General features: G+C 69.9%; 16 protein-coding genes, 1 tRNA gene and 1 pseudogene. 5 read left to right on the forward strand and 13 right to left on the reverse strand.

Annotated features, from left to right (window positions below; all coding sequences use genetic code 11):
- Positions 1-96 precede the first annotated feature (96 nt).
- The 7 genes and pseudogenes from EIZ44_RS01120 to EIZ44_RS01150 form a co-directional block, all read right to left on the reverse strand.
- On the reverse strand, positions 97-2,424 hold the full coding sequence (locus tag EIZ44_RS01120) for a tyrosine-type recombinase/integrase (protein WP_240691193.1): 2,328 nt from the start codon (positions 2,422-2,424) through the stop codon (positions 97-99).
- Positions 2,421-3,485, reverse strand: a complete 1,065-nt coding sequence (locus EIZ44_RS01125) for a tyrosine-type recombinase/integrase (RefSeq protein ID WP_134727437.1) — start codon at positions 3,483-3,485, stop codon at positions 2,421-2,423. The genes EIZ44_RS01120 and EIZ44_RS01125 overlap by 4 nt, the downstream gene beginning before the upstream one ends.
- Before the next feature lie 73 nt (positions 3,486-3,558).
- A pseudogene (locus EIZ44_RS45300) lies at positions 3,559-3,866 on the reverse strand (transposase); the annotation flags it as partial.
- Between the two features lie 93 nt (positions 3,867-3,959).
- Positions 3,960-4,949, reverse strand: a complete 990-nt coding sequence (locus tag EIZ44_RS01135) for a tyrosine-type recombinase/integrase (protein ID WP_134727438.1) — start codon at positions 4,947-4,949, stop codon at positions 3,960-3,962.
- Positions 4,950-5,064: 115 nt separating this feature from the next.
- A tRNA-Pro gene (locus tag EIZ44_RS01140) sits at positions 5,065-5,138 on the reverse strand.
- A 152-nt stretch (positions 5,139-5,290) separates the two neighbouring features.
- Positions 5,291-6,061 (reverse strand): enoyl-CoA hydratase/isomerase family protein, encoded by a 771-nt coding sequence (locus EIZ44_RS01145; protein WP_167753935.1) that lies wholly within the window; start codon positions 6,059-6,061, stop codon positions 5,291-5,293.
- Positions 6,058-6,948 carry a PaaX family transcriptional regulator gene (locus EIZ44_RS01150; RefSeq protein ID WP_078870119.1) on the reverse strand — a complete coding sequence of 297 codons (891 nt, stop codon included), beginning with the start codon at positions 6,946-6,948 and terminating at the stop codon, positions 6,058-6,060. The genes EIZ44_RS01145 and EIZ44_RS01150 overlap by 4 nt, the downstream gene beginning before the upstream one ends.
- Before the next feature lie 121 nt (positions 6,949-7,069).
- On the opposite strand from EIZ44_RS01150, the gene EIZ44_RS01155 reads away from it, so the two are divergent.
- Positions 7,070-8,707, forward strand: a complete 1,638-nt coding sequence (locus EIZ44_RS01155; protein WP_134661656.1) for an ABC-F family ATP-binding cassette domain-containing protein — start codon at positions 7,070-7,072, stop codon at positions 8,705-8,707.
- 13 nt (positions 8,708-8,720) lie between these two features.
- On the opposite strand, the gene EIZ44_RS01160 is transcribed toward EIZ44_RS01155, so the two are convergent.
- Together EIZ44_RS01160 and EIZ44_RS01165 are read right to left on the reverse strand one after the other, a co-directional pair.
- Entirely contained in the window at positions 8,721-9,584 is an 864-nt protein-coding gene (locus EIZ44_RS01160) for an NAD(P)H-binding protein (protein ID WP_037805648.1), read from the reverse strand.
- A 103-nt stretch (positions 9,585-9,687) separates the two neighbouring features.
- Positions 9,688-10,635 carry a methionyl-tRNA formyltransferase gene (locus tag EIZ44_RS01165; protein ID WP_134727440.1) on the reverse strand — a complete coding sequence of 316 codons (948 nt, stop codon included), beginning with the start codon at positions 10,633-10,635 and terminating at the stop codon, positions 9,688-9,690.
- 137 nt (positions 10,636-10,772) lie between these two features.
- Between EIZ44_RS01165 and EIZ44_RS01170 the strand changes: the two genes are divergently transcribed.
- Both EIZ44_RS01170 and EIZ44_RS01175 read left to right on the forward strand, forming a co-directional pair.
- On the forward strand, positions 10,773-12,110 hold the full coding sequence (locus tag EIZ44_RS01170) for a lysine N(6)-hydroxylase/L-ornithine N(5)-oxygenase family protein (protein ID WP_134727441.1): 1,338 nt from the start codon (positions 10,773-10,775) through the stop codon (positions 12,108-12,110).
- Between the two features lie 20 nt (positions 12,111-12,130).
- Complete coding sequence (locus EIZ44_RS01175; protein WP_043831019.1) at positions 12,131-12,334, forward strand: MbtH family protein; 204 nt, start codon at positions 12,131-12,133, stop codon at positions 12,332-12,334.
- 32 nt (positions 12,335-12,366) lie between these two features.
- Here the strand turns inward: EIZ44_RS01175 and EIZ44_RS01180 are convergent, their stop codons facing one another.
- The 4 genes from EIZ44_RS01180 to EIZ44_RS01190 form a co-directional block, all read right to left on the reverse strand.
- Positions 12,367-14,130 carry an ABC transporter ATP-binding protein gene (locus EIZ44_RS01180; protein WP_134727442.1) on the reverse strand — a complete coding sequence of 588 codons (1,764 nt, stop codon included), beginning with the start codon at positions 14,128-14,130 and terminating at the stop codon, positions 12,367-12,369.
- Between the two features lie 231 nt (positions 14,131-14,361).
- Positions 14,362-14,508: a hypothetical protein gene (locus EIZ44_RS44560; protein ID WP_167753936.1), complete on the reverse strand. Its 147-nt coding sequence runs from the start codon at positions 14,506-14,508 to the stop codon at positions 14,362-14,364.
- Positions 14,505-16,181, reverse strand: coding sequence for an ABC transporter ATP-binding protein (locus tag EIZ44_RS01185; RefSeq protein WP_134727443.1), 1,677 nt, complete (start codon positions 16,179-16,181; stop codon positions 14,505-14,507). The genes EIZ44_RS44560 and EIZ44_RS01185 overlap by 4 nt, the downstream gene beginning before the upstream one ends.
- Positions 16,182-16,287: 106 nt before the next feature.
- Positions 16,288-17,178, reverse strand: coding sequence for a DMT family transporter (locus EIZ44_RS01190; protein WP_134727444.1), 891 nt, complete (start codon positions 17,176-17,178; stop codon positions 16,288-16,290).
- 43 nt (positions 17,179-17,221) lie between these two features.
- Here EIZ44_RS01190 and EIZ44_RS01195 point away from each other — a divergent pair, with 43 nt between their 5' ends.
- Positions 17,222-17,722, forward strand: a complete 501-nt coding sequence (locus EIZ44_RS01195) for a mycothiol transferase (RefSeq protein ID WP_134727445.1) — start codon at positions 17,222-17,224, stop codon at positions 17,720-17,722.
- 15 nt (positions 17,723-17,737) lie between these two features.
- Positions 17,738-18,448, forward strand: a complete 711-nt coding sequence (locus tag EIZ44_RS01200; RefSeq protein ID WP_134727446.1) for an MBL fold metallo-hydrolase — start codon at positions 17,738-17,740, stop codon at positions 18,446-18,448.
- Positions 18,449-18,536 lie beyond the last annotated feature (88 nt).

The raw sequence follows: 18,536 nt of genomic DNA on the forward strand, positions 1-18,536 counted from the left end.
GAGGAGAATGCGGTAGCGCAGGAGAGCAAAACCTGCTCGTCCGTACATCTGCCGCTTGATCAGCTTCGTTTTTCTGTGGAATCTGATTTGTCAAGTTCATTCTGGTTTGCCCTGGTTGACCGCGACGATCGGCAGCAAGGTGGCGGTCGCCGGGACACCGATGTCGCGTGGAGTGCTTCCCGACGGCGTGGGAACGTCGATTAGCCGTCCCAGTAGGCTGTCGAGGGCGGCCTGCCCCTCGTCGACGGCTGCTTGCTCGTCGTCGTTGAGGGGGATCGTGGCGAGCATGCGCTGGAGATTGTCCTTGGCCTCCAACAGTTGTCCCTTGCTGGATGCCTTGGGGATGTAGAAGTCGCAGCGGGCGCAGGCCATCCTATGTGGACATTGCTCGAAGAAGGTGTAGGAGCAGTGTCCATGCCCGAGGTCGTAGTACTGCCAGGGCTCGCCGGCGGCGGCCTGCCCGGAGGCGACCGCGTCGCGGTCGACGAGGACCTCGATGGTGCGGACGTTGCGGGAGAAGTACCCGGCGTCGTTGTATGCCTTGGCCAACGTCTTGGGGCTGATCTTGGCGTAGAACTGGGTGGATTGCGGGGAGCGGTGCCCGAGCCAGGCTTGCAGTTCGAACAGGGTCAACGGCTCTTTGGCGTTGTAGAGCTGGCTGGCGATGGTGGACCGCGCCCGGTGGCTGGTGATGTTGCCGCGGACGTCGGCGGCAGGGACTCCGGCTTTGCGACAGAGCATCGGGATGACGGTGTTGTTGATGTAGGCGGTGGAGATCCGGCGCGCGCGAAACGCGAACAGCAGGTTCACACGCTCGCCGGTGCGCCGGTCGGTGAACTGCGGCTGCGGTGGGCGGGCCGCCTGCCAGGCGTCGATCGCCTGGCCGAGGATCGGGTCGACGGGCTTGGCGAAGGCGGTGCCGGTCTTGTGGGTCGGGACATCGAGCAGGCAGACCGCGTCGCGGGCCAGGACCTGGTCCGAGTCGCCGGTGATCGCGGCCCCGTCGTGCTGCCAGCGGATGCAGCCGACGCGCAGCCGGGCGATCTCGTCTGAGCGTTGGCCGGAGAACAGCCAGGCCAGGGTGACCGCGCGGACCAGCTCGATCGGGTAGAAGTGCCCGGAGGCGGTCACGGGGAGGTCGTCCTGGCCGAGGTTCAGCCCGGCCCACAGCAGTTTCGCCCAGATGTCGTCGGCGATCACCCGGGGGTCGGGGCCGAGCAGGGCGGCGATGCTGCGCGGGGTGGCCAGCGCGCGCAGGGGGTCGAAGCGGCGGGGCAGCCATTCCCATTCCTGGCAGTCGGTGAAGAACTTGCGGATCGCGGCGAGCTGGCCCTCCTTGCTGGATGCCTCCATGGGCTTGCCAAGGCGGTCGCCGAGCCCGGCGGTGCGTTGCACGTAGTCGCCGACCCGCATTCGCTCCAGCGCGGCGACCCAGGCCGCGCAGGTCTTGCGGGTCCAGTCGGCCGGGTCAGCTGCCTCGGGGTGCTCGGCGACGATCCAGCGGCCGACCTTGAGCAGGCTGGAACGGACGTGGCCGCGGGTGCGGGGTGTCAGCGTCGAGGTCTCGTGCCACCTGTTCACCCACTGCTCCCAGGCCGGGGCTCCGCCGGTCGCCCGGCTGGAGTGGTCGCCGATGCGCAGCCGGGGCGGGTCGCAGAACCCCAACTCGGCCACCGCCCGCTGCGTCGCGTAAAGGGTGTTCAGCCGAGATCCCTCCAACAGCCGGTCGCCGCGAAAACGGTCGAACAGCTCCGTGGCCAAGTCCTCCAGGTGAGGGCTGCGGTTGAACAGGAACAGCTGGCAGACCACGTTCGGCAGCAACTGGTCGTCCTCGCGGCCGAGCTGGTAGCCCCACCGCGCCAGGACCGCGCGGACCCGTGCGATCTCGTCGTTCACGCGGTCCTGCCCGAAGATTCGCCAGGACAGCCTCAGCCGGTGGAAGCCGCCCATCGCGTGGAACTCGTTGAAGGAGCCCAAAAGATAGGCATGCGCCGCCAGGTAGGGCCGGACCTCGTCGCCGGCCCAGGCGGGCGCGTGGCGGCAGAACTCCGGCTGATCGCGGCCCAACAGGCAGACCCACTCCTCAGCGGTCCAGCCCCAGAAGGTCCGGCCGAGCTCGGCGGAGCGCACCAACAGCACCGCGACCACATCCAGCATGGCGCGCCGCCGATGCGGGGTCGGCGGCGAGTCCAGGCCGGCGTTGACCGTGTCGATCGGGCGCAGCAGCCGCCTGATCACACGCCAGCCCGGCGCGGACGCATCGTGGCGTTGCAGCCGGCGCAGGTTGTCCACGCCCAGCTCCTGGATCGCCGCCGCCTCCTCGGCCCGGACCTCGACCGTGGTATCGAACCGTCGCCCGGCCAACTGCGAGCGCCACCGAGCCCCGGAAACCGCCACGGCAGTCCCCGGCTGCGACGCGGTCACCGCGGCGTTCCCGCAGCCGGACCGCCGGTGAGCGCGGCGACGCGCCAGGCGTGGATGTGCTCCATGCCCTTGGCGAGCTTGTCGGCCAACTCCCGTCCGGACAGATGGATGTAGGCGAGGGTCGCGTCGGTCGAGCGGTGCCCGGCGAAGGTCGCGATGGCGTGCAGCTCCCAGCCCATCCGCGCCAGGTCCGTCAAACACAGATGCCTTGTGGTGTGGGTGGAAAACCGCGGGACCTCGGCCTCCAAGGCGATCCTCCGGACAACCTTCGACCAGGTCCACAAGCTCAACGGCTGCGCGTGATTGCGCCGGGACTCCGACAAAAACAGCGGCCCCCGCGCACGGCTGATCCTCGCCCGATGGGCCAGATAGCCCGACAACAGCACGCCAGTGGAGGCCGAGTACGGCACCACGCGCTCCAGCCGATTCTTGGTCGTCTCCGCCCGCACCCGCAGCGTCCGGTGAGCCGGGTCCAGATCGTCGGTGCGCAACGAGCACAGCTCCTCCCTGGGCAACGCCGCGTCGTAGGCCAACGCGAGCATCACCCGATTGCGAACCGGCTCTTTCGACGCCACAGCAAGCAATTCCGCCCACTCCTGCTCCGACGGGATCCACGGCAGCTTCGTCAACCGTGGCACCAGACCGCGCTCGCGGCCGCCCCGGCGGCGCCCGGGCGTGTAACGGCCCCGGCCCACCGGGTTGGCCTCCCGCAGCCCCTCCTCCATCAAGTAGTCGTAGAACAGCCGCACCGGCACCAACCGCTGCTGGATGGTCGCGTTGGCCAGCCCCGATCCAGAGTCGATCGACACGACGTTCACGCCCCTGCGGCCGGGCCGCTCGGTCAACTCGCGGACGTAGACGGCGATGTGCGCACGAGTTGCGGTAACCGGGTCGACGCCCTCCCGCTCACACATCAGCAAGTACTCGGCCAACCCAAGGGCGTAGGCGTCGATCGTCCGCCGCGCCCGCCCGAGATCGGCCCACACCCCCAGCCACTCAGCCGCCCGCCCGTGTCGGCCGAGCACCGGCCACTTCCGCTCCAGCACTGTGCTGTCGCTCAAGCCATCTCCCAAGTCCGTGGTCGTACCGGACGGACATGATCACCCATCCGGCCAGATTCCACGTAACTTTTATGGTGTTCACGCCTTCGGTGCGCCCATTGTGGTGATCGAGGGTGATCGCAGCGGTGACGGCGTCGGTGTCCTGTTCGATGCCTCGGGCGAAGGAGTGCACGTGGGGTAGATCCGCCTCGCGTGCGGCGGTGGTCCACGCCGCCAACTGGCCGGATTGTCCTTGTGAGGCACGAGAAGGGCGGCGAAAGAACGCACGACCGCGGCCAGCGCCGTCATCTCGGGGCAGGCCGCGGTCAGGGCTTCGAGTCGTTCACGTTGCGATTCGGTGAGACTCTCGGGCCGGGTCAGCAGCAGGCGGGCGGCCCGGCGAACCAGCGGGTCGATCCTTTTGCAGTAGCTGCTGGGATCGAAGCTGCTGCCGCCGCTTTGAGGCGGAGGCAGCAACTTCGCGAGGCATGCGGATCAGACGCGGTTGCCAAGATTGAGTGTGCGGTGAGTGTGCTGCGCGCGTTCGGCGGCAGCGCTCTTGCCGTACCGGCGCAGCATTTCGGGGGATCGCCAGCCCATGATGGCCATGAGGTCGGATTCGTTGCCTTGTTCGAGCTGCCAGGTGTGGGACAGGGTGTGGCGCAAGCGATGAGCGTGCATGTGCGGGATGCCGGCGAGGTTGCCGCGGCGGCGGAGCATGATCTTGATGCCGTTCGGTTTGAGCTGCTTGCCGCCTCGGGCGGTGAGGAAGAGATACGGGACGTCGGCGGCCGCGTGGCGGGTTCGTGCCCGCAGGTATCGGCTGAGGGCCTGGCCGGTTCGTTCGCCGAACGGGATGAAGCGGATGCGGTCGCCTTTGCCTCGGACGACGATGCCGTCTCGGGAGAGGTCGAGGTCGTCGGTGGTGAGGTTCGCGACCTCGCTGAGGCGTGCGCCGGTGTCGAGGAAGAGCCGGATGAGGGCGGTGTCTCGACGGTCGCGGAAGGTTTTGCCGTGGCAAGTGTCGAGCAGGCGGGTGAGTTGGTCGTCGTCGACGATGGGCACCAGCTTTTCGGTGGCGGCCGGCTGGGTGAGTTTGGCCATGGGGTGCCGGTCCATTTCGTCGGACTCGACCAGGTAGTTGTAGAACTGCTGGAGTGCTTTGTATTTGTTCAGGGCGGTCGAGGCGGAGCGGGTGTGGATCATCCAGGCGATGAACCATTCGATGTGCTTGCGGCCGACGTCTGTAGGGTCTTGAGCCGCGTCGCTGTCGTCGGCGGAGTCCATGTCCATTTCGGCGAGGAACCGGGGGAGTTCGTCGCCGCCGAGGAAGTCCGCGAACTGGGTGACGGCGAGTTCGTAGTTGTAGCGGGTGGTGTGGGGGCGGTTGGCGGCGCGGAGGCTGCGGTCCCACTCTTCGACGTAGGAGCGCCATGCGTCGTCGATCGGGCGGGGCAGACCCTGTTTGGTCACATTGGTCGGCATGAGGAGAGCCTCCAGTCAAGGTGTCACCGAGCGCTGTGCTAGTCCGGAAGGACACCTGCGACCACACGAAAAAACGGGCTCCCGCTGCTCTGAGCTGCGGAAACCCGTCGTCCGGTCGGGCTGACAGGATTTGAACCTGCGACCCCTTGACCCCCAGTCAAGTGCGCTACCAAACTGCGCCACAGCCCGGACTCCTCACTCCCCGAGGAACCCCTCGTGAAGTGCGATGCGACTACTCTAGCGGGTCCTCCAACCGCCCCTGCAACGAGGTCTCCTTTATCTCCTGACCTGCACAAACCGGCATAAAGACCGACCCCGGCACAGGGGGCAGCGAAGCCGCGTCAGCGGCCGCTGAACTGAGCCTTCCCGGGGCCCTCAGCGAGGAACGACTTCACCGCACCCCGCAAGTCCTCGGTGTTGTACAGCTCTGCTGCAATGGCAGTCACGTGCTCGTTCGCCTCCGGCACCCCGCCGTGTTCGAAGTGCGCCAGGATCTGCTTCGTGGCGGCATGAGCCCGCGTCGGTCCCTCGGCGAGTTGCCGCGTGAATTCCCGGGCAGCCTCGTCGAAGCCTTCGTCTGGCAGTACCCGGTTGACGACATTCCATCGCTCCAGCGTGGCGGCGTCGAAAGGAGTGCCGGTGAAGACGAACTCCTTCGCGCGGGCGACCCCGGCCCGGGCGGCTAGGCGTTGGGTGCCGCCCATGGTGGGGGTCAGGCCGACGACCTTCTCGACCAGGCCGAACTTCGCGCGGGAGGACGCCAGCAGCAGATCGCAGGCCATCGCGACCTCGAAAGCCCACGTCAGGCAGAGGCTGTGGGCGGCGAAGACGGTCGGGAACGGCAGTGCGGCAAGGCGATCCGGGAGGCTGAGCATCTCGTCGAACAGCACTTTGGCTTCGGCCGCAGAAGACTGGGCGTCGAACAGTGCGACATCGACGCCGCCGCTGACGACGCGGCCTTCGGCGCGGATCAGGAGGGCTCGGGCGGGGGTTTCCTCCAGCGAGCCGATCGCGTCGAGGAGCGCGTCCTGCAGCGGCTTCGTGTACAGGTTGAGCGGCGGTTCGTCGATGGTGAGCACGGCGAGTCCGCCGTCGCGTTCCAGCCTCGTCATGCTTGCTCCTCGTTCGCGGTGAGTTCGTCCCAGTACGCCTGTGCGGCCGGCCGCCATTCCACGTGTTTGCGGTGGAACAGTTCGGCTGCCTTGGCTCCGCTCCAGCTCGCCGGCAGCAGCTCCGCGGGCAGCTGCGGGTCGAGGAACGGGAAACGCCGCCACTCGTGCACCAGTTCGGTCTGCGCGCGCAGGACCGCCTGCGCGCCCGAGGGCGACACGCCGGTGAAGCGGTCGATGAAGTCCTCGTACCGGTCGGTCAGCTCGGACAGGTCCCACGACCGCGCGACCATGCTTTCCTGGTCGCCGATCGCGCCGTACTCCGCGGTGAAGGACATGGCCTGCGCTTCGAGACCCAGTTCCGCGACGATCTTCTGCGCCTCGGGCTCGCGGCTCGGGTCCGGGCTCACCCAGACGCCCGCCACCGGCGAACCGAAACCTGCCCAGGTGAGGCGGGTGCGGAGGCGGTGGCGCAGGTCGCGTTTCGCCTCCGGCACCGAGACGATCAGCATCAGCCAGCGGTTTTCCCAGGCGTGCGCGTCGCGGCCGAAGGCGTATATGCGCTCGGCGCCCTCGGTGAGCAGCCGCCGCCCCGGCGGGGTCAGCGACCACCGGACGCGGCGGCCGATGCGCTCGGACACCAGCCAGCCCTCGCCCGCGGACCGGGCCAGCGCCTGGCGCGCGGACTTCTCCTCGATGTCGAGCATGCCGAGCGATTCGACCAGGATCGACGTCCACACCGGACGGTCGCGGGGCAGCACGTACTCGCCCAGCACGGTCATCAGCAGCGACCGCGCGCTGGCGTGGCTCACCTCGCGCCGCCTGCTGACGGTCGGCCGGGGAGCCCGCTGCTTCCCCTGTCCGAACGGGACCGGGGCGGGTTCCGCCATCGCTTTTCACCGACCTCACTGCTCTTGTTGGACCCGGCAACCCGCCCAGAGTACCCACTCGGAGTGACGGAGCCGACACGCGGCACGCTGCGCGCGGGCCCCCCGTAAACTCGGCTCCGATATGAGCGCCACACTCGTCGCGAAGGACCTGGCCGCGGGCCACGGTGACCGCGTCCTCTTCTCCGGTCTCGATCTCGTCGTCGCCCCTGGCGAGGTGATCGGGCTCGTCGGCGTCAACGGCGCCGGGAAGTCCACCCTGCTCCGGACGCTGGCCGGGCTGGCCCGCCCGGAATCCGGGGAGGTCCGGCTGAACCCGCCGACCGCCACCGTCGGGCACCTGCCGCAGGAACCGGAGCGGCGCGAGGGGGAGTCGGTCCGCGCCTTCCTCGCGCGGCGCACCGGGGTCGCGGCCGCGCAAACCGCACTCGACGCGGCGACGGATGCGCTTACCGCGGGGGAGGACGGCGCCGACGACGCATACGGCACCGCGCTGGACCGCTGGCTCGCGCTCGGCGGCGCCGACCTGGACGACCGCGCCGGCGAGGTCGCCGCGGACCTCGGGCTGGCGGTCGACCTCGACCAGCCGATGGTTTCGCTCTCCGGCGGGCAGGCCGCGCGCGCCGGGCTGGCGTCGCTGCTGCTCAGCCGCTACGACATCTTCCTGCTCGACGAGCCGACGAACGACCTCGACCTCGACGGGCTCGCCCGGCTCGAGCGGTTCGTCACCGGGCTGCGCGGGGGAACCGTGCTGGTGAGCCACGACCGCGAGTTCCTGGCCCGCACGGTGGACCGCGTGGTGGAACTGGACCTGGCGCAGCAGCAAGTGAAGACGTACGGCGGCGGGTACGAGTCCTATTTGGAGGAACGGGCGGTCGCGCGGCGGCACGCGCGCGAGGACTACGAGGAATATGCCAACACCCGGGCGGCGCTGGAGGCCCGGGCGGGCATGCAGCGCGCGTGGATGGAGAAGGGCGTCAAGAACGCCCGCCGCAAAGCGACCGACAACGACAAGGTCGGCCGCAAATTCCGCAGCGAGGCCACCGAGAAGCAAGCCTCGAAGGCGCGCCAGACGGACCGGATGATCGAGCGGCTCGACGTCGTCGAGGAGCCCCGCAAGGAGTGGGAGCTGCGGATGGAGATCGCGGCCGCTCCGCGCGCGGGCGCGGTGGTCGCGACGCTGCGGGGCGCGGTCGTGCGGCGCGACGAGTTCACCCTCGGACCGGTGGACCTGCAGATCGACTGGGCGGACAAGGTCGCCATCACCGGGGCGAACGGCGCGGGCAAATCCACGCTGCTGGCGGCGTTGCTGGGCCGGCTGCCGCTGGCCGAGGGCGACGCCGCGCTCGGACCGGGTGTGGTGGTCGGCGAGGTCGACCAGGCCCGCAGGCTGTTCCTCGGCGACCTCCCGCTGGCGGACGCGTTCGCGCAGGAGGTCCCGTCGCTCGCCGACGCGGAAGTCCGTACCCTGCTGGCGAAATTCGGGCTCAAGGCCGCACACGTGCTGCGCTCGGCCGCGACGCTTTCGCCGGGCGAGCGCACCCGCGCGGCGCTGGCGCTGCTGCAGGCGCGCGGCGTCAACCTGCTGGTGCTGGACGAGCCGACCAACCACCTGGACCTGCCCGCGATCGAACAGCTCGAGTCCGCTTTGGACAGTTACCCGGGCACGCTGCTGCTGGTGACGCACGACCGCCGGATGCTGGACGCAGTTTCGGTGACGCGGCGGCTGGAAGTCGACGGGGGCAAGGTTTCCGAGCGCTAGAACGGAACCGCGGTCACTTCGGTGCGCCCGCGGACCACACGCCCGTCGCCGCCGCCCGCTTGGCGTAGTCGGCGAAACCCCTCGGCTCGCGCCCGATCGCGCGCTGGACGCCGTCGCTGAGGAAGCCGGTTTTCCCCCGGTGCAGCCATTCGAACGGGCCTGCCTGCATTTCCGCCGACGCCCGGTCGTAGCCGCGGCCGATCAGGCGGCGCACGTACTCCGGTATCTCCACCGGCATCTGCCTGATCTCCCGGCCGGTCGCCCTCGCGATCTCGGCTACCGCCTCCGGGAACGTCAGCGGTTCCGGTCCGGAAAGTTCGTAGGTCTGCTCCTGATGCCCGTCTTCGGTGAGGGCGGCGACGGCGACCGCGGCGATGTCGGTGGCGTCCACGAAGGGCACTGCGCCGTCGCCGACCGGGATCGCGACTTCGCCGTCGCGCAGTTCGGACAGTTTCGGGTCTTCCTCGAAGGTCTGCGCGAACCAGCACGGGCGCACGATCGTCCATTCCGCGCCGCTCTCGCCGGCCGCGCGCTCGCCGTCGATCACCGCCTGCGCCCAGGGGCCGTAAGGGGTTTTCAGCAGGTAGTCCTCGCCGTCGTCGCCGCGGCCGGACAATGCCACGATCCGCCGGACTCCCGACCGCACCGCCAGTTCCGTGAACTCCGCGGGATCCGCCGTGCCGACCACGCCCCATACGTTGAGGTACAGCGTGTCCGCCCCGGCGAGCGCGGGCTGCCAGGTGGAACGGTCCGCCCAGTCGAAGCGGACCGGGCTGGACCGGGAGACGGGCCGCGCCGCGTGCCCCAGTTCCCGCAAGCGGGCCACCACGTGCCGGCCGACCTTTCCGGTCGCGCCCATCACCAGAACAGCGCTCATGCCGACAGGCTAGCGGTGCGAGGTAGGTAAGGCTAATCTAACTTGAATCTCGGCCTCGGACCCGGCTCGTCGCGGAGGTGGGGTCCGAGGCCGAGGGCGGCGGCTACGGACGGTCGGTGAGATACCCGCCCATAGTCGTGAAGTACTCCGCCGCCGACAGTTCCCGGTCGTCAGCCGTGCGGACGCGTTCGATCCGGAGCCCTGGCGACTGGCCGCGCCGTGCGTCCCGTCCGGCGACGATCACCACGCCCTCGCCTTCGCGGATGAAGATGCGGCCCGGGGTTCCGCCGTAGCGGCCGTCCGAAACCGAGGCGCGCACGATGCGCAGTTGCTCGCCGCGGTGGTAGGCGAAGGCGTTGGGGTACGGGTCGGATTGGGCGCGCACCAGGCGGTCCAGTTCCTCGGCCGACCAGGTCCAGTCGATGAGGCTGTCGCGCGGGGCGCGTTTGTGGAAGAAGCTCGCCTTGGTCCGGTCCTGCGCGATGGGGACCACCGTGCCGGATTCGATCAGGCCCAGTGCTTCGGTCACGAGCGGTTCGATGAGATCGACGGTGCGGTGGAACAGATCCGTGGCGGTGTCGCGCGGGCCGACCGCGACCGCGCGCTGGGCGACGATGTCGCCCGCGTCGAGTTCGTCGTTCATCATGTGCGCCGTGACGCCGACTTCCGGTTCACCGTTGATGAGCGCCCAGATGATGGGGGAGAAGCCGGCGTACGCGGGCAGCAGCGAGTCGTGCACGTTGAGGGTCCCGTGGCGCGGGAGGTCGAAGATCTCCGGCGGCAGCCAGGTGCGCCAGTTGTTCGCGACGATCAGGTCGAGGTCCGCCGCCTTCAGTTCGTCGAGCAGTTCCGCGTCGTCCGGGCGGGTGCGCAGCAGGGTGCGGATTCCGTGCTCCCCGGCCAGTCCGGCGACGGAATCGCTCCAGATCCGTTCGTAGGCGTGGTCGCTCGGCGGGTGGGTGACCACCAGCCGCACGTCCTGGCCTGCGTCGAGGAGGGCCTTCAGGGTGCGGTGTCCCCAGGTCTGGTAGCCGAACATGGCCACGCGCATCGGCGGTGCACCTTTCGTGGTCGGGACGAACATCACCCAGACAGTACTAGTTGAGGCTTACCTAAGTTAGGTTAGGGTTTCTTGAGCATTGGTCAGTCGAGAACGGTGATGCGGCAGTGCCGCGCTAGGGGACTTTCATGTCACGAGCAGGGGCCGAGGACAGCCAGGTGCCGGTGTACGACGTGGTCGGAGTCGGGTTCGGGCCGTCCAACCTCGCGCTCGCGATCGCCCTCGCCGAGCACAACGCGGGCTCGGGGGAGACGGTCACGGCGCACTTCCTGGAGCGCCAGCCCCGCTTCGGCTGGCATCGCGGGATGCTGATCGACACCGCGACCATGCAGGTGTCGTTCCTCAAGGACCTGGCGACGATGCGGAACCCGGCGAGCGCGTTCACCTTCCTGAACTACCTGCACGAGAAGGGGCGGCTGGTCGATTTCATCAACCACAAGACCCTGTTCCCGCTGCGCGTCGAGTTCCACGACTACTTCGAATGGGCCGCGGCGAAGGTCGACGACCTGGTGTCCTACGGCAGCGAAGTCGTTTCGGTCGAACCGGTGCACGACGGCGCCGAGGTCGCGTTCTTCGACGTACGTGCCCGCGTGGACGGCGAGATCACCGAGCTGCGGGCGCGGAACCTCGTCCTGGGCACCGGATTGCGCGCGAAGCTGCCGGACGGGGTCGTCGCCGGAAACCGGATCTGGCACAACAGTGAGCTGCTGCACCGCGTCGAGTCATTGCGCGGCACGGACGCGCGGCGGTTCGTGGTGATCGGCGCCGGGCAGAGCGCGGCCGAGGTCGCCGCCTTGCTGCACGACGAGTTCCCGCGCGCCGAGGTGTGCGCGGTGTTCGCGCGCTACGGCTACAGCCCCGCCGACGACAGCGCGTTCGCCAACCGGATTTTCGACCCGGAGGGGGTCGATTCCTTCTACGCGGCAAGCGAACCGGTCAAGGAACGCCTGATGCGCTACCACGGCGCGACGAACTACTCCGCGGTCGACCTCGATCTCATCGACGAGCTGTACCGGCGGCGCTACCAGGAAAAGGTGCTCGGCGTGGAACGGTTGCGGCTGTTCAACGTCTCGCGTCCGGTCGAGGTCGCCGACCAGGGCACGCACGTGCGCGCGACGGTCGAATCGCTGGCGACCGGCGAACGTTCGGTGCTGGACGCCGACGCGGTCGTCTACGCGACCGGCTACCTGCCCGCGGACCCGACGCCGCTGCTCGGCGGCCTGGCCGGCCACTGCCGCCGGGACGGCGAGGGCCGGTTGAAGGTCGAACGCGACTACCGGATCACCACCGACCCGTCCGTGCGCGGCGGGCTCTACTTGCAGGGCGGCACCGAGCACACGCACGGGATCACGTCGTCGCTGCTGTCGAACACCGCGGTGCGGGTGGGCGAGATCCTGCAGTCCATTGTGGACCGGCGGGCGGCCGGAGCGGATCCGGTGGAGTACGCGGTCAGCGGGATCCGCTGAGGCACGGAAAGGACTGAGCGATGACGAATCCGTTCGAAAACCCCGACGGCGTTTACCGGGTCCTCGTGAACGACGAGGGCCAGCACAGCCTGTGGCCGGATTTCGTGGCCGTGCCCGACGGGTGGCGGACCGCTTTCGGGCCGGACGCGCGGCAGGCCTGCCTGGACCACATCGAGCGGACCTGGACCGACCTGCGCCCGCTTTCGCTGCGCCGAACCTCCTGAAGGCCGTGAGGGGAACTCGACCAGGGTTCCCCTCACGGACGGTGGCTGCGCAGGCCGGACCAGGCGGTCCAGAGCGTGGCGTACCGGCCTCCGGCCGCGACCAGTTCGTCGTGCGTCCCGGACTCCACGACCACTCCGGCGTCCAGAACGACAATGCGATCCGAAGCCGCCGCCTGGGTCAATCGGTGTGCCACGATCAGGCCGGTGCGTCCTTCGAGTGCGGCGGCTGCGGCGGCTTCCAGCGTTTTCGCCCCTGCGCTGCCTGCCTCAGCTGTCGCCTCGTCGAGGATCGCCACCGGCGGATCGGCGAGCACCAACCGTACGAGCGCCAACTGCTGAGCCTGCGTGACAGTCAGCCGATGCCCGCCCTCGCCGACGATCGTCGCGAGCCCGTCCGGCAAGGCCTCGACCCACTCGGTCGCGCCGACCTTGGCCAGTGCCGCCTGGAGGTCTTCGTCGCTGGCTTCGGGCGCGGCCAGGCGGAGGTCGTCGGCCAGCGACCCGCTGAAGACGTGCACTTCCTGGCTGATCAACGCGACCGCGCGCCGGGTGGCGGCCGGGCCGAGCTGGTCGAGCGGAACGCCGCCGATGGAGACGGTGCCGCTGCTGGCCTGGTGGATCCCGGCGATCAGCTTGGCCAGCGTCGTCTTCCCGGCCCCGCTCGCCCCGACCAGCGCGACGCGTTCGCCCGGCGCGACCTCGAGGTCGACGTCACGCAGCACCGGATGGTCGTCCACATAGGAGTGTCCGACATCGGCGGCCTTCACCGAAGCGTCGACGGGACGGCCGACGCGGGTCGGTTCGGCCGGTGCGGGCAGATCCGCGACGCCGATCAGCCGGGACAGGCTCGCGGTGGCCGCCTGCGCGTCGTCGACCAGCGCGAGGGCGGTGTTGATCGGCCCGAAGAGGCTGTGGAAGTACAACGCGGCCGCCGTCGCGACGCCGACCGTCGCGAGATTCGCGCCCACCAACAGAAAACCGGCCGCCAGTACCGCGGAAAGGCCGACGAACTCGGCGAGATTCAGCCGGCCGTAGAACCGGGTGGCGAGGCGGACTCCGCGCAATGCCAGCTCCACCGCGCCGTTAGACCGTTCGCGGACCCGGTCGACGTGCGCGTCCGCGAGCCGGAATACGCGGACGGTTTTGGCACCGCCGATGGTGTCGAGAAGCTGTTGCTGCTGCGCGCCGACGGCGGTTCGCTGGGCGGCATACAACGGGGTCGCGCGGCGGACGTACCAGCGGACGGTGTGGAGCTGGATCGGGACAGCCAGCAGGGCGGCGGCGAGGAAACGCCAGTCGAGGATCGCCATCGCGACCAGGGTCAGCACGATCGTCAGCACCGAACGGGCGAGCGCGGGCAGCGCTTGCCGGACCGCGTCGGCGACGACGGAGACGTCGTTGGTGACCCGGGCGGTCAGGTCGCCGGAACCGGCTTTTTCGACCTGCTCCAGCGGCAGGCCGAGGGCGCGGTCGATGAACCGTTCGCGCAGGTCGGCGAGCATGGTTTCGCCGAGCCGGGCGAGCATCGAGACGCCGATGGCGGTGGCGACCGCGGACGTCGCGGCGACCAGGACCAGACCGGCGATCGGGTACGCGAGCGCGGCCGCGGGCTGCCGGGTGGCGACGAGGTCGACGACGCGGCCGAGCAGGGGAGCGGTGAGCAGGCCGATCGCGGTCGCGCCGACGACGAAGGCGAAGGACCCGATCGCGCGGGCTTTCGCTTGCCGCAGGAGGTCGAGCAGGACGGCCCGGATGCGCGGGCCGGGGGCGGTGGGGAGGAGTTCGCGTTGGGTCATGGGAGGACCGCTGTTCGGTGGGCGGGTTCGGGGTGGGTGCTTTGGGTGGTGATGTGGCTGTGTTCGGGGAGTGCGGTGACGACGATCGTGGTGTGGTGGGGGCGCGGTTCCGTGACGTGTTGGTTCATGGGAGGACCGCCGTTCGGTGGGCGGGTTCGGTGTGGCCGAGTTCGGGGAGTGCGGTGACGACGATCGTGGTGCGGTGGGGGCGCGGTTCCGCGATGTGTTGGTTCATGAGAGGGCCGCCGTTCGGTAGGCGGGTTCGGTGTGGACGGGTTCGGGGTGGGTGCCTTGGGTGGTGATGTGGCCGTGTTCGAGGAGTGCGGTGACGACGATCGTGGTGCGGTGGGGGCGAGGTTCCGCGACGCGTTGGGTCATGAGAGGACCGCCGCTCGGTAGGTCGCGTTCGTGCGGACGAGTTCGGGGTGGGTGCCTTCGGCGGCGACCTGGCCGTCCTGGAGGAGTACGACCCGGTCGGTGACGGCGAGCAGCGCCGGGCTCGTGGTGACCACGATGGTGGTGCGGGTGCGGCGAAGTTCCGCGACCCCGGCGGCGATGCGGGCTTCGGTGACGGTGTCGACGGCGGTGGTCGGATCGTGCAGCACCAGGACCGGAGCTTCGGTGGCGAGGGCGCGGGCGAGGGCGACCCGTTGTCGTTGTCCGCCGGACAGGGAGCGGCCGCGTTCGGTGACGGTGGTGGCGGTGCCGGAGGGGAGAGTCGCGGCGACCTCGTCGGCGGCTGAGGCGGTGAGCACTCCGTCCGGGATGGCGGGCATGCCGCCGCGGACGTTGTCTTCCACGGTGCCTTCGAAGAGGTCTGTGTCGTGCGCGGCGACTAGGACGACCTCGCGGACTCGGTCGGGGTCCACAGTGGACAGATTCACTGCGTCGACGTGGACAGCGCCTCCGCGTGGATCGGCGAAGCGGCCTAGGCAGTCAAGGAGATCGGTGGCCGTGGCGGGGTCGGTGGTGACGATGCCGAGCAGTTCGCCGGGCGGGACGGTGAGGTCGAGTTCGCGGAGTTTTCCGTGCGATACCGCGGAAAGCTCAACGCTGCCGGTCGCTGGGGCGGGCATTTCGCCGGTGCCGTCCGGGACGGCGGGAGGTGTGCTGAGCACTGCGGCGACTCGGGCGGCGGAAGCGCGGCCCTGGGCGAGCTGGCCATTGACCCAGGCGAAGATGGTGAACGGCGTCTGCAGGAACTGCGCCAGCCCGACCGCGGCGACGAGGTCGCCGACGGAGATCTCGCCGTTCGCAGCGAGCGAGCCGCCGACGAGGGCGACGATCGCGATGAAGATCCCGGTGAGCGCGAGCAGAGCGCCGTTGTGCCACGCCTGCGCACGCGCCGCGCGGATGGTCGCTCGCAGGGAGTCCCGGCTGGTGCGCCGATACCGCGCGGTCGCCGCCGGTTCCGCGCCGATGCCTTTCAGCACGCGCAGCCCGCTGACCAGGTCGGCCGCGACCCCGGAGGCGTGCGCGGCGCGTTCCTGCTCCAGTTCGCTGCGCTTCTCCAGCGGTTTCCCGATGAGGTGGGCGAGGAACAGCAGCGGAGGAGTGCCGAGAAGGACGAGCAGCCCGAGCGGCACCGACATCCGGAGGAGCACCACCGCGCTCACGACCAGCCCGGCGAGCGCGGCGATGCCGAACGGAAGCACCGCGTTGATCATCCCGACCCGGCGGGCGTCCGAGGTCCCGACGCTCACCAGTTCCCCGGCGAGCGCACCGTTCTCCGCGCCGCCGCGAGGATGCAGGACGCGACGGCTGACCGCGAGCCGGATCTCGTGCGCGGCCCGCTCGGACGCGCCCTCCGCGGCCCGCGCGCCGAAGCGGTAGCTGGAGGAGAGCACGAGGAAGACCACCGCCAGCACGGCCAGCCAGCCGAGGAGCGTCAGCACGGAGCTGTCGGCGACGGCCCGGTCCAGCACCACGCCGATCACTACCGGGACGAGCGCCTCGCCGCCCTGGTGCCCCGCCGCGAGGACGGCTGCGGCGAGGACGGATTTCCGTTGTCCGGCGATCGCACTGCGCAGGACGTCCCGGCCGGTGGTCATCGGCGCCTCCGTTCGTGCGGACGAGGCCGGTCCGGTCGCCGGTTCCTCCCTTTCGTCCACTGAAGAAGGCTAGCCTAACCTTTCACCAAGACCGTGCCGGGCGCAGTCATCGGCGGACGTCGCGACCTGCGGGCTCTGCTTCCGGCGGCTGGTCTCCGGCCGAGGCGACGGCCGGTTCGGGCTCGCCGAAGCGCGCCAGGGCCAGCGCGGCGGCCACGGCGAGGACGAAACCGATCAGCGCGACCACGGCGAACCCGGGCCGGGTCCGGTCGCCCAGCAGCAGGACGCCGATCAGCGACGGCATGACCGTTTCGCCGAGCACCATCATCGCGGTGGCGGTGGTAACGCTGCCGCGTTGCAGTGCGGTGGCGAAGAACAGCATGGCCAGCGCGCCCGCCACAGCGACGACGTATAGCGCGGGGTCGCGCAGCAGGTCCAGCGGCGCGAGGCTCTGGATGACCCGGCCCGCCACCGCGACCAGTCCGAAGCACAGCCCGGCGACCAGCCCGAGCCCAGCGGTGCGTACGCGGTCGCCCGCGCGCCCGGCAAGGAGACCGGCGATCCCGAGAACCACGGCGGCACCGGCGAGCGTCAGGCGGAAACCGAGGCCGACCTCGCTGGAACCTTCGCTTTCCGCGGACGAACCGAGCAGCGCGAGCCCAGCGACCACGACGCCGACAGCGGTCCATTCCCGCGCTCCGAGCCGGACTCCGAACACCCGCACCGCGACGGCGGTCACCGCCAGGCTCGCGGCTTGCGTCGCCTGGACCAGAAACAGCGGCAGGACGTGCAGGGCAGCGATCTGCGCGACGAAGCCGACGCCGTCGAGCAGCAGTCCGACGACGAACCTCCACTGCTTCAGCACCCGGAGCAGCAACCGCGGGTCGACCCCGGCACCGCCCTCGTCCGGCGCGGCCTTCGCGGCCACCGCCTGCATCACCGAAGCGACGCCGTAGGCCACCGCGGACAGCAGCGCGCACAGAAATCCCCACACCATGACGCCGAGCGTATTCCTCTCCGGCGCCAGTAGGGTCGGGGCCATGGCGGAGGCAGAACGCGTCTGGCCCGATCCGCTCGACGGCGACGAGATGACCGTGCAGACGCGGTTCCTCGACTTCCTCCGGGCGACCGCGGTGCAGAAGATCACCGGGCTGACCCGGGAACAGGCGGCCGCGGCGCCGCTGCCGAGTTCGCCGCGCACCAGCGCGCTGGGCGTGCTCAAGCATCTGACCGCCGTCGAACGGTGGTGGCTGGTGATCGAGGCGGGCGGTGCCGACGAGCCTTCGCTGTGGCCGGGCTCGCCGGATCCGAGCTGGGACTTGACGCCGGAAGACGACGTCACGACGGTCGCCGCGGCTTACCGGGCGGAAAGGGAACGGGCGGCGGCAGCGCTGGCCGGGCTCGCGCCGGAGGACCGCACGCGCCGGTCGGGGGAGTTCACCGTCCGCTGGGTGCTGGCGCACGTCGTGCAGGAGACCGCGCGGCACGTCGGGCATCTCGACGCGCTGCGGGAACTGGCCGACGGCTCCGTGGGGGAGTGACGTTACGCTGCGGGCATGGCAGACCAGCTCTACTTCCGCCAGTTGCTCGCCGGCCGCGATTTCGCCGTCGGGGACCCCGTCGCGACCCAGATGGTGAATTTCGCTTACCTGATCGGGGACCGCGAATCGGGCGAGGCGGTGCTGGTGGACCCCGCGTACGCGGTGGGCGACCTGGTCGAGACGCTGGAAGCCGACGGGATGCGGCTGACCGGCGTGCTCGCGACGCATCACCACCCCGACCACGTCGGCGGCGACATGATGGGCTTCTCGCTGCCCGGGATCGCGGAACTGCTCGCGCTGCGGCCGGTGCCGATCCACGTCAACGCGCAGGAAAGCGAGTGGGTGCGCCGGGTGACCGGCGTGTCGGACACCGACCTGCGCGCACACGACCACGACGACGTGGTGACGGTCGGCTCGATCGACATCCGGCTGCTCCACACGCCCGGGCACACGCCGGGCAGCCAGTGCTTCCTGGCCGGCGACCGGCTGGTCTCCGGGGACACGCTGTTCCTGGAGGGCTGCGGCCGGACCGACTTCCCCGGCGGCGACGCGGACGCGATTTTCCGCAGCCTGCAATGGCTGGCGACGCTGCCCGGCGACCCAGTGGTGTATCCGGGACACCAGTATTCGCCAGAGTCTTCGGCATCGCTGTCCCGGGTGAAGAGCTCGAATTTCGTGTTCCGGCCCCGATCGCTCGAGGAATGGCGGATGATGTTCGGCGGCTGAGCCGGCCCCCCGCCGGTCCGGCTCGGTGGAGAGTGCTTGCTGTGCCTGGAAAAAGTACATGGTGATCTTGTACCCCACGGCACCGACA

This window comes from Amycolatopsis nivea (assembly GCF_004522235.1).
GTDB lineage: Bacteria > Actinomycetota > Actinomycetes > Mycobacteriales > Pseudonocardiaceae > Amycolatopsis > Amycolatopsis nivea.

Excerpts from the sequence above, each read along its gene's own strand:
- EIZ44_RS01135 (WP_134727438.1), bottom strand. The coding sequence starts at position 4,949 with ATGCCGACCAATGTGACCAAACAGGGTCTGCCCCGCCCGATCGACGAC.
- EIZ44_RS01145 (WP_167753935.1), bottom strand. The coding sequence starts at position 6,061 with ATGACGAGGCTGGAACGCGACGGCGGACTCGCCGTGCTCACCATCGAC.
- EIZ44_RS01150 (WP_078870119.1), bottom strand. The coding sequence starts at position 6,948 with ATGGCGGAACCCGCCCCGGTCCCGTTCGGACAGGGGAAGCAGCGGGCT.
- EIZ44_RS01155 (WP_134661656.1), top strand. The coding sequence starts at position 7,070 with ATGAGCGCCACACTCGTCGCGAAGGACCTGGCCGCGGGCCACGGTGAC.
- EIZ44_RS01160 (WP_037805648.1), bottom strand. The coding sequence starts at position 9,584 with ATGAGCGCTGTTCTGGTGATGGGCGCGACCGGAAAGGTCGGCCGGCAC.
- EIZ44_RS01165 (WP_134727440.1), bottom strand. The coding sequence starts at position 10,635 with ATGCGCGTGGCCATGTTCGGCTACCAGACCTGGGGACACCGCACCCTG.
- EIZ44_RS01170 (WP_134727441.1), top strand. The coding sequence starts at position 10,773 with ATGTCACGAGCAGGGGCCGAGGACAGCCAGGTGCCGGTGTACGACGTG.
- EIZ44_RS01175 (WP_043831019.1), top strand. The coding sequence starts at position 12,131 with ATGACGAATCCGTTCGAAAACCCCGACGGCGTTTACCGGGTCCTCGTG.
- EIZ44_RS01180 (WP_134727442.1), bottom strand. The coding sequence starts at position 14,130 with ATGACCCAACGCGAACTCCTCCCCACCGCCCCCGGCCCGCGCATCCGG.
- EIZ44_RS44560 (WP_167753936.1), bottom strand. The coding sequence starts at position 14,508 with ATGACCCAACGCGTCGCGGAACCTCGCCCCCACCGCACCACGATCGTC.
- EIZ44_RS01185 (WP_134727443.1), bottom strand. The coding sequence starts at position 16,181 with ATGACCACCGGCCGGGACGTCCTGCGCAGTGCGATCGCCGGACAACGG.
- EIZ44_RS01190 (WP_134727444.1), bottom strand. The coding sequence starts at position 17,178 with ATGGTGTGGGGATTTCTGTGCGCGCTGCTGTCCGCGGTGGCCTACGGC.
- EIZ44_RS01195 (WP_134727445.1), top strand. The coding sequence starts at position 17,222 with ATGGCGGAGGCAGAACGCGTCTGGCCCGATCCGCTCGACGGCGACGAG.
- EIZ44_RS01200 (WP_134727446.1), top strand. The coding sequence starts at position 17,738 with ATGGCAGACCAGCTCTACTTCCGCCAGTTGCTCGCCGGCCGCGATTTC.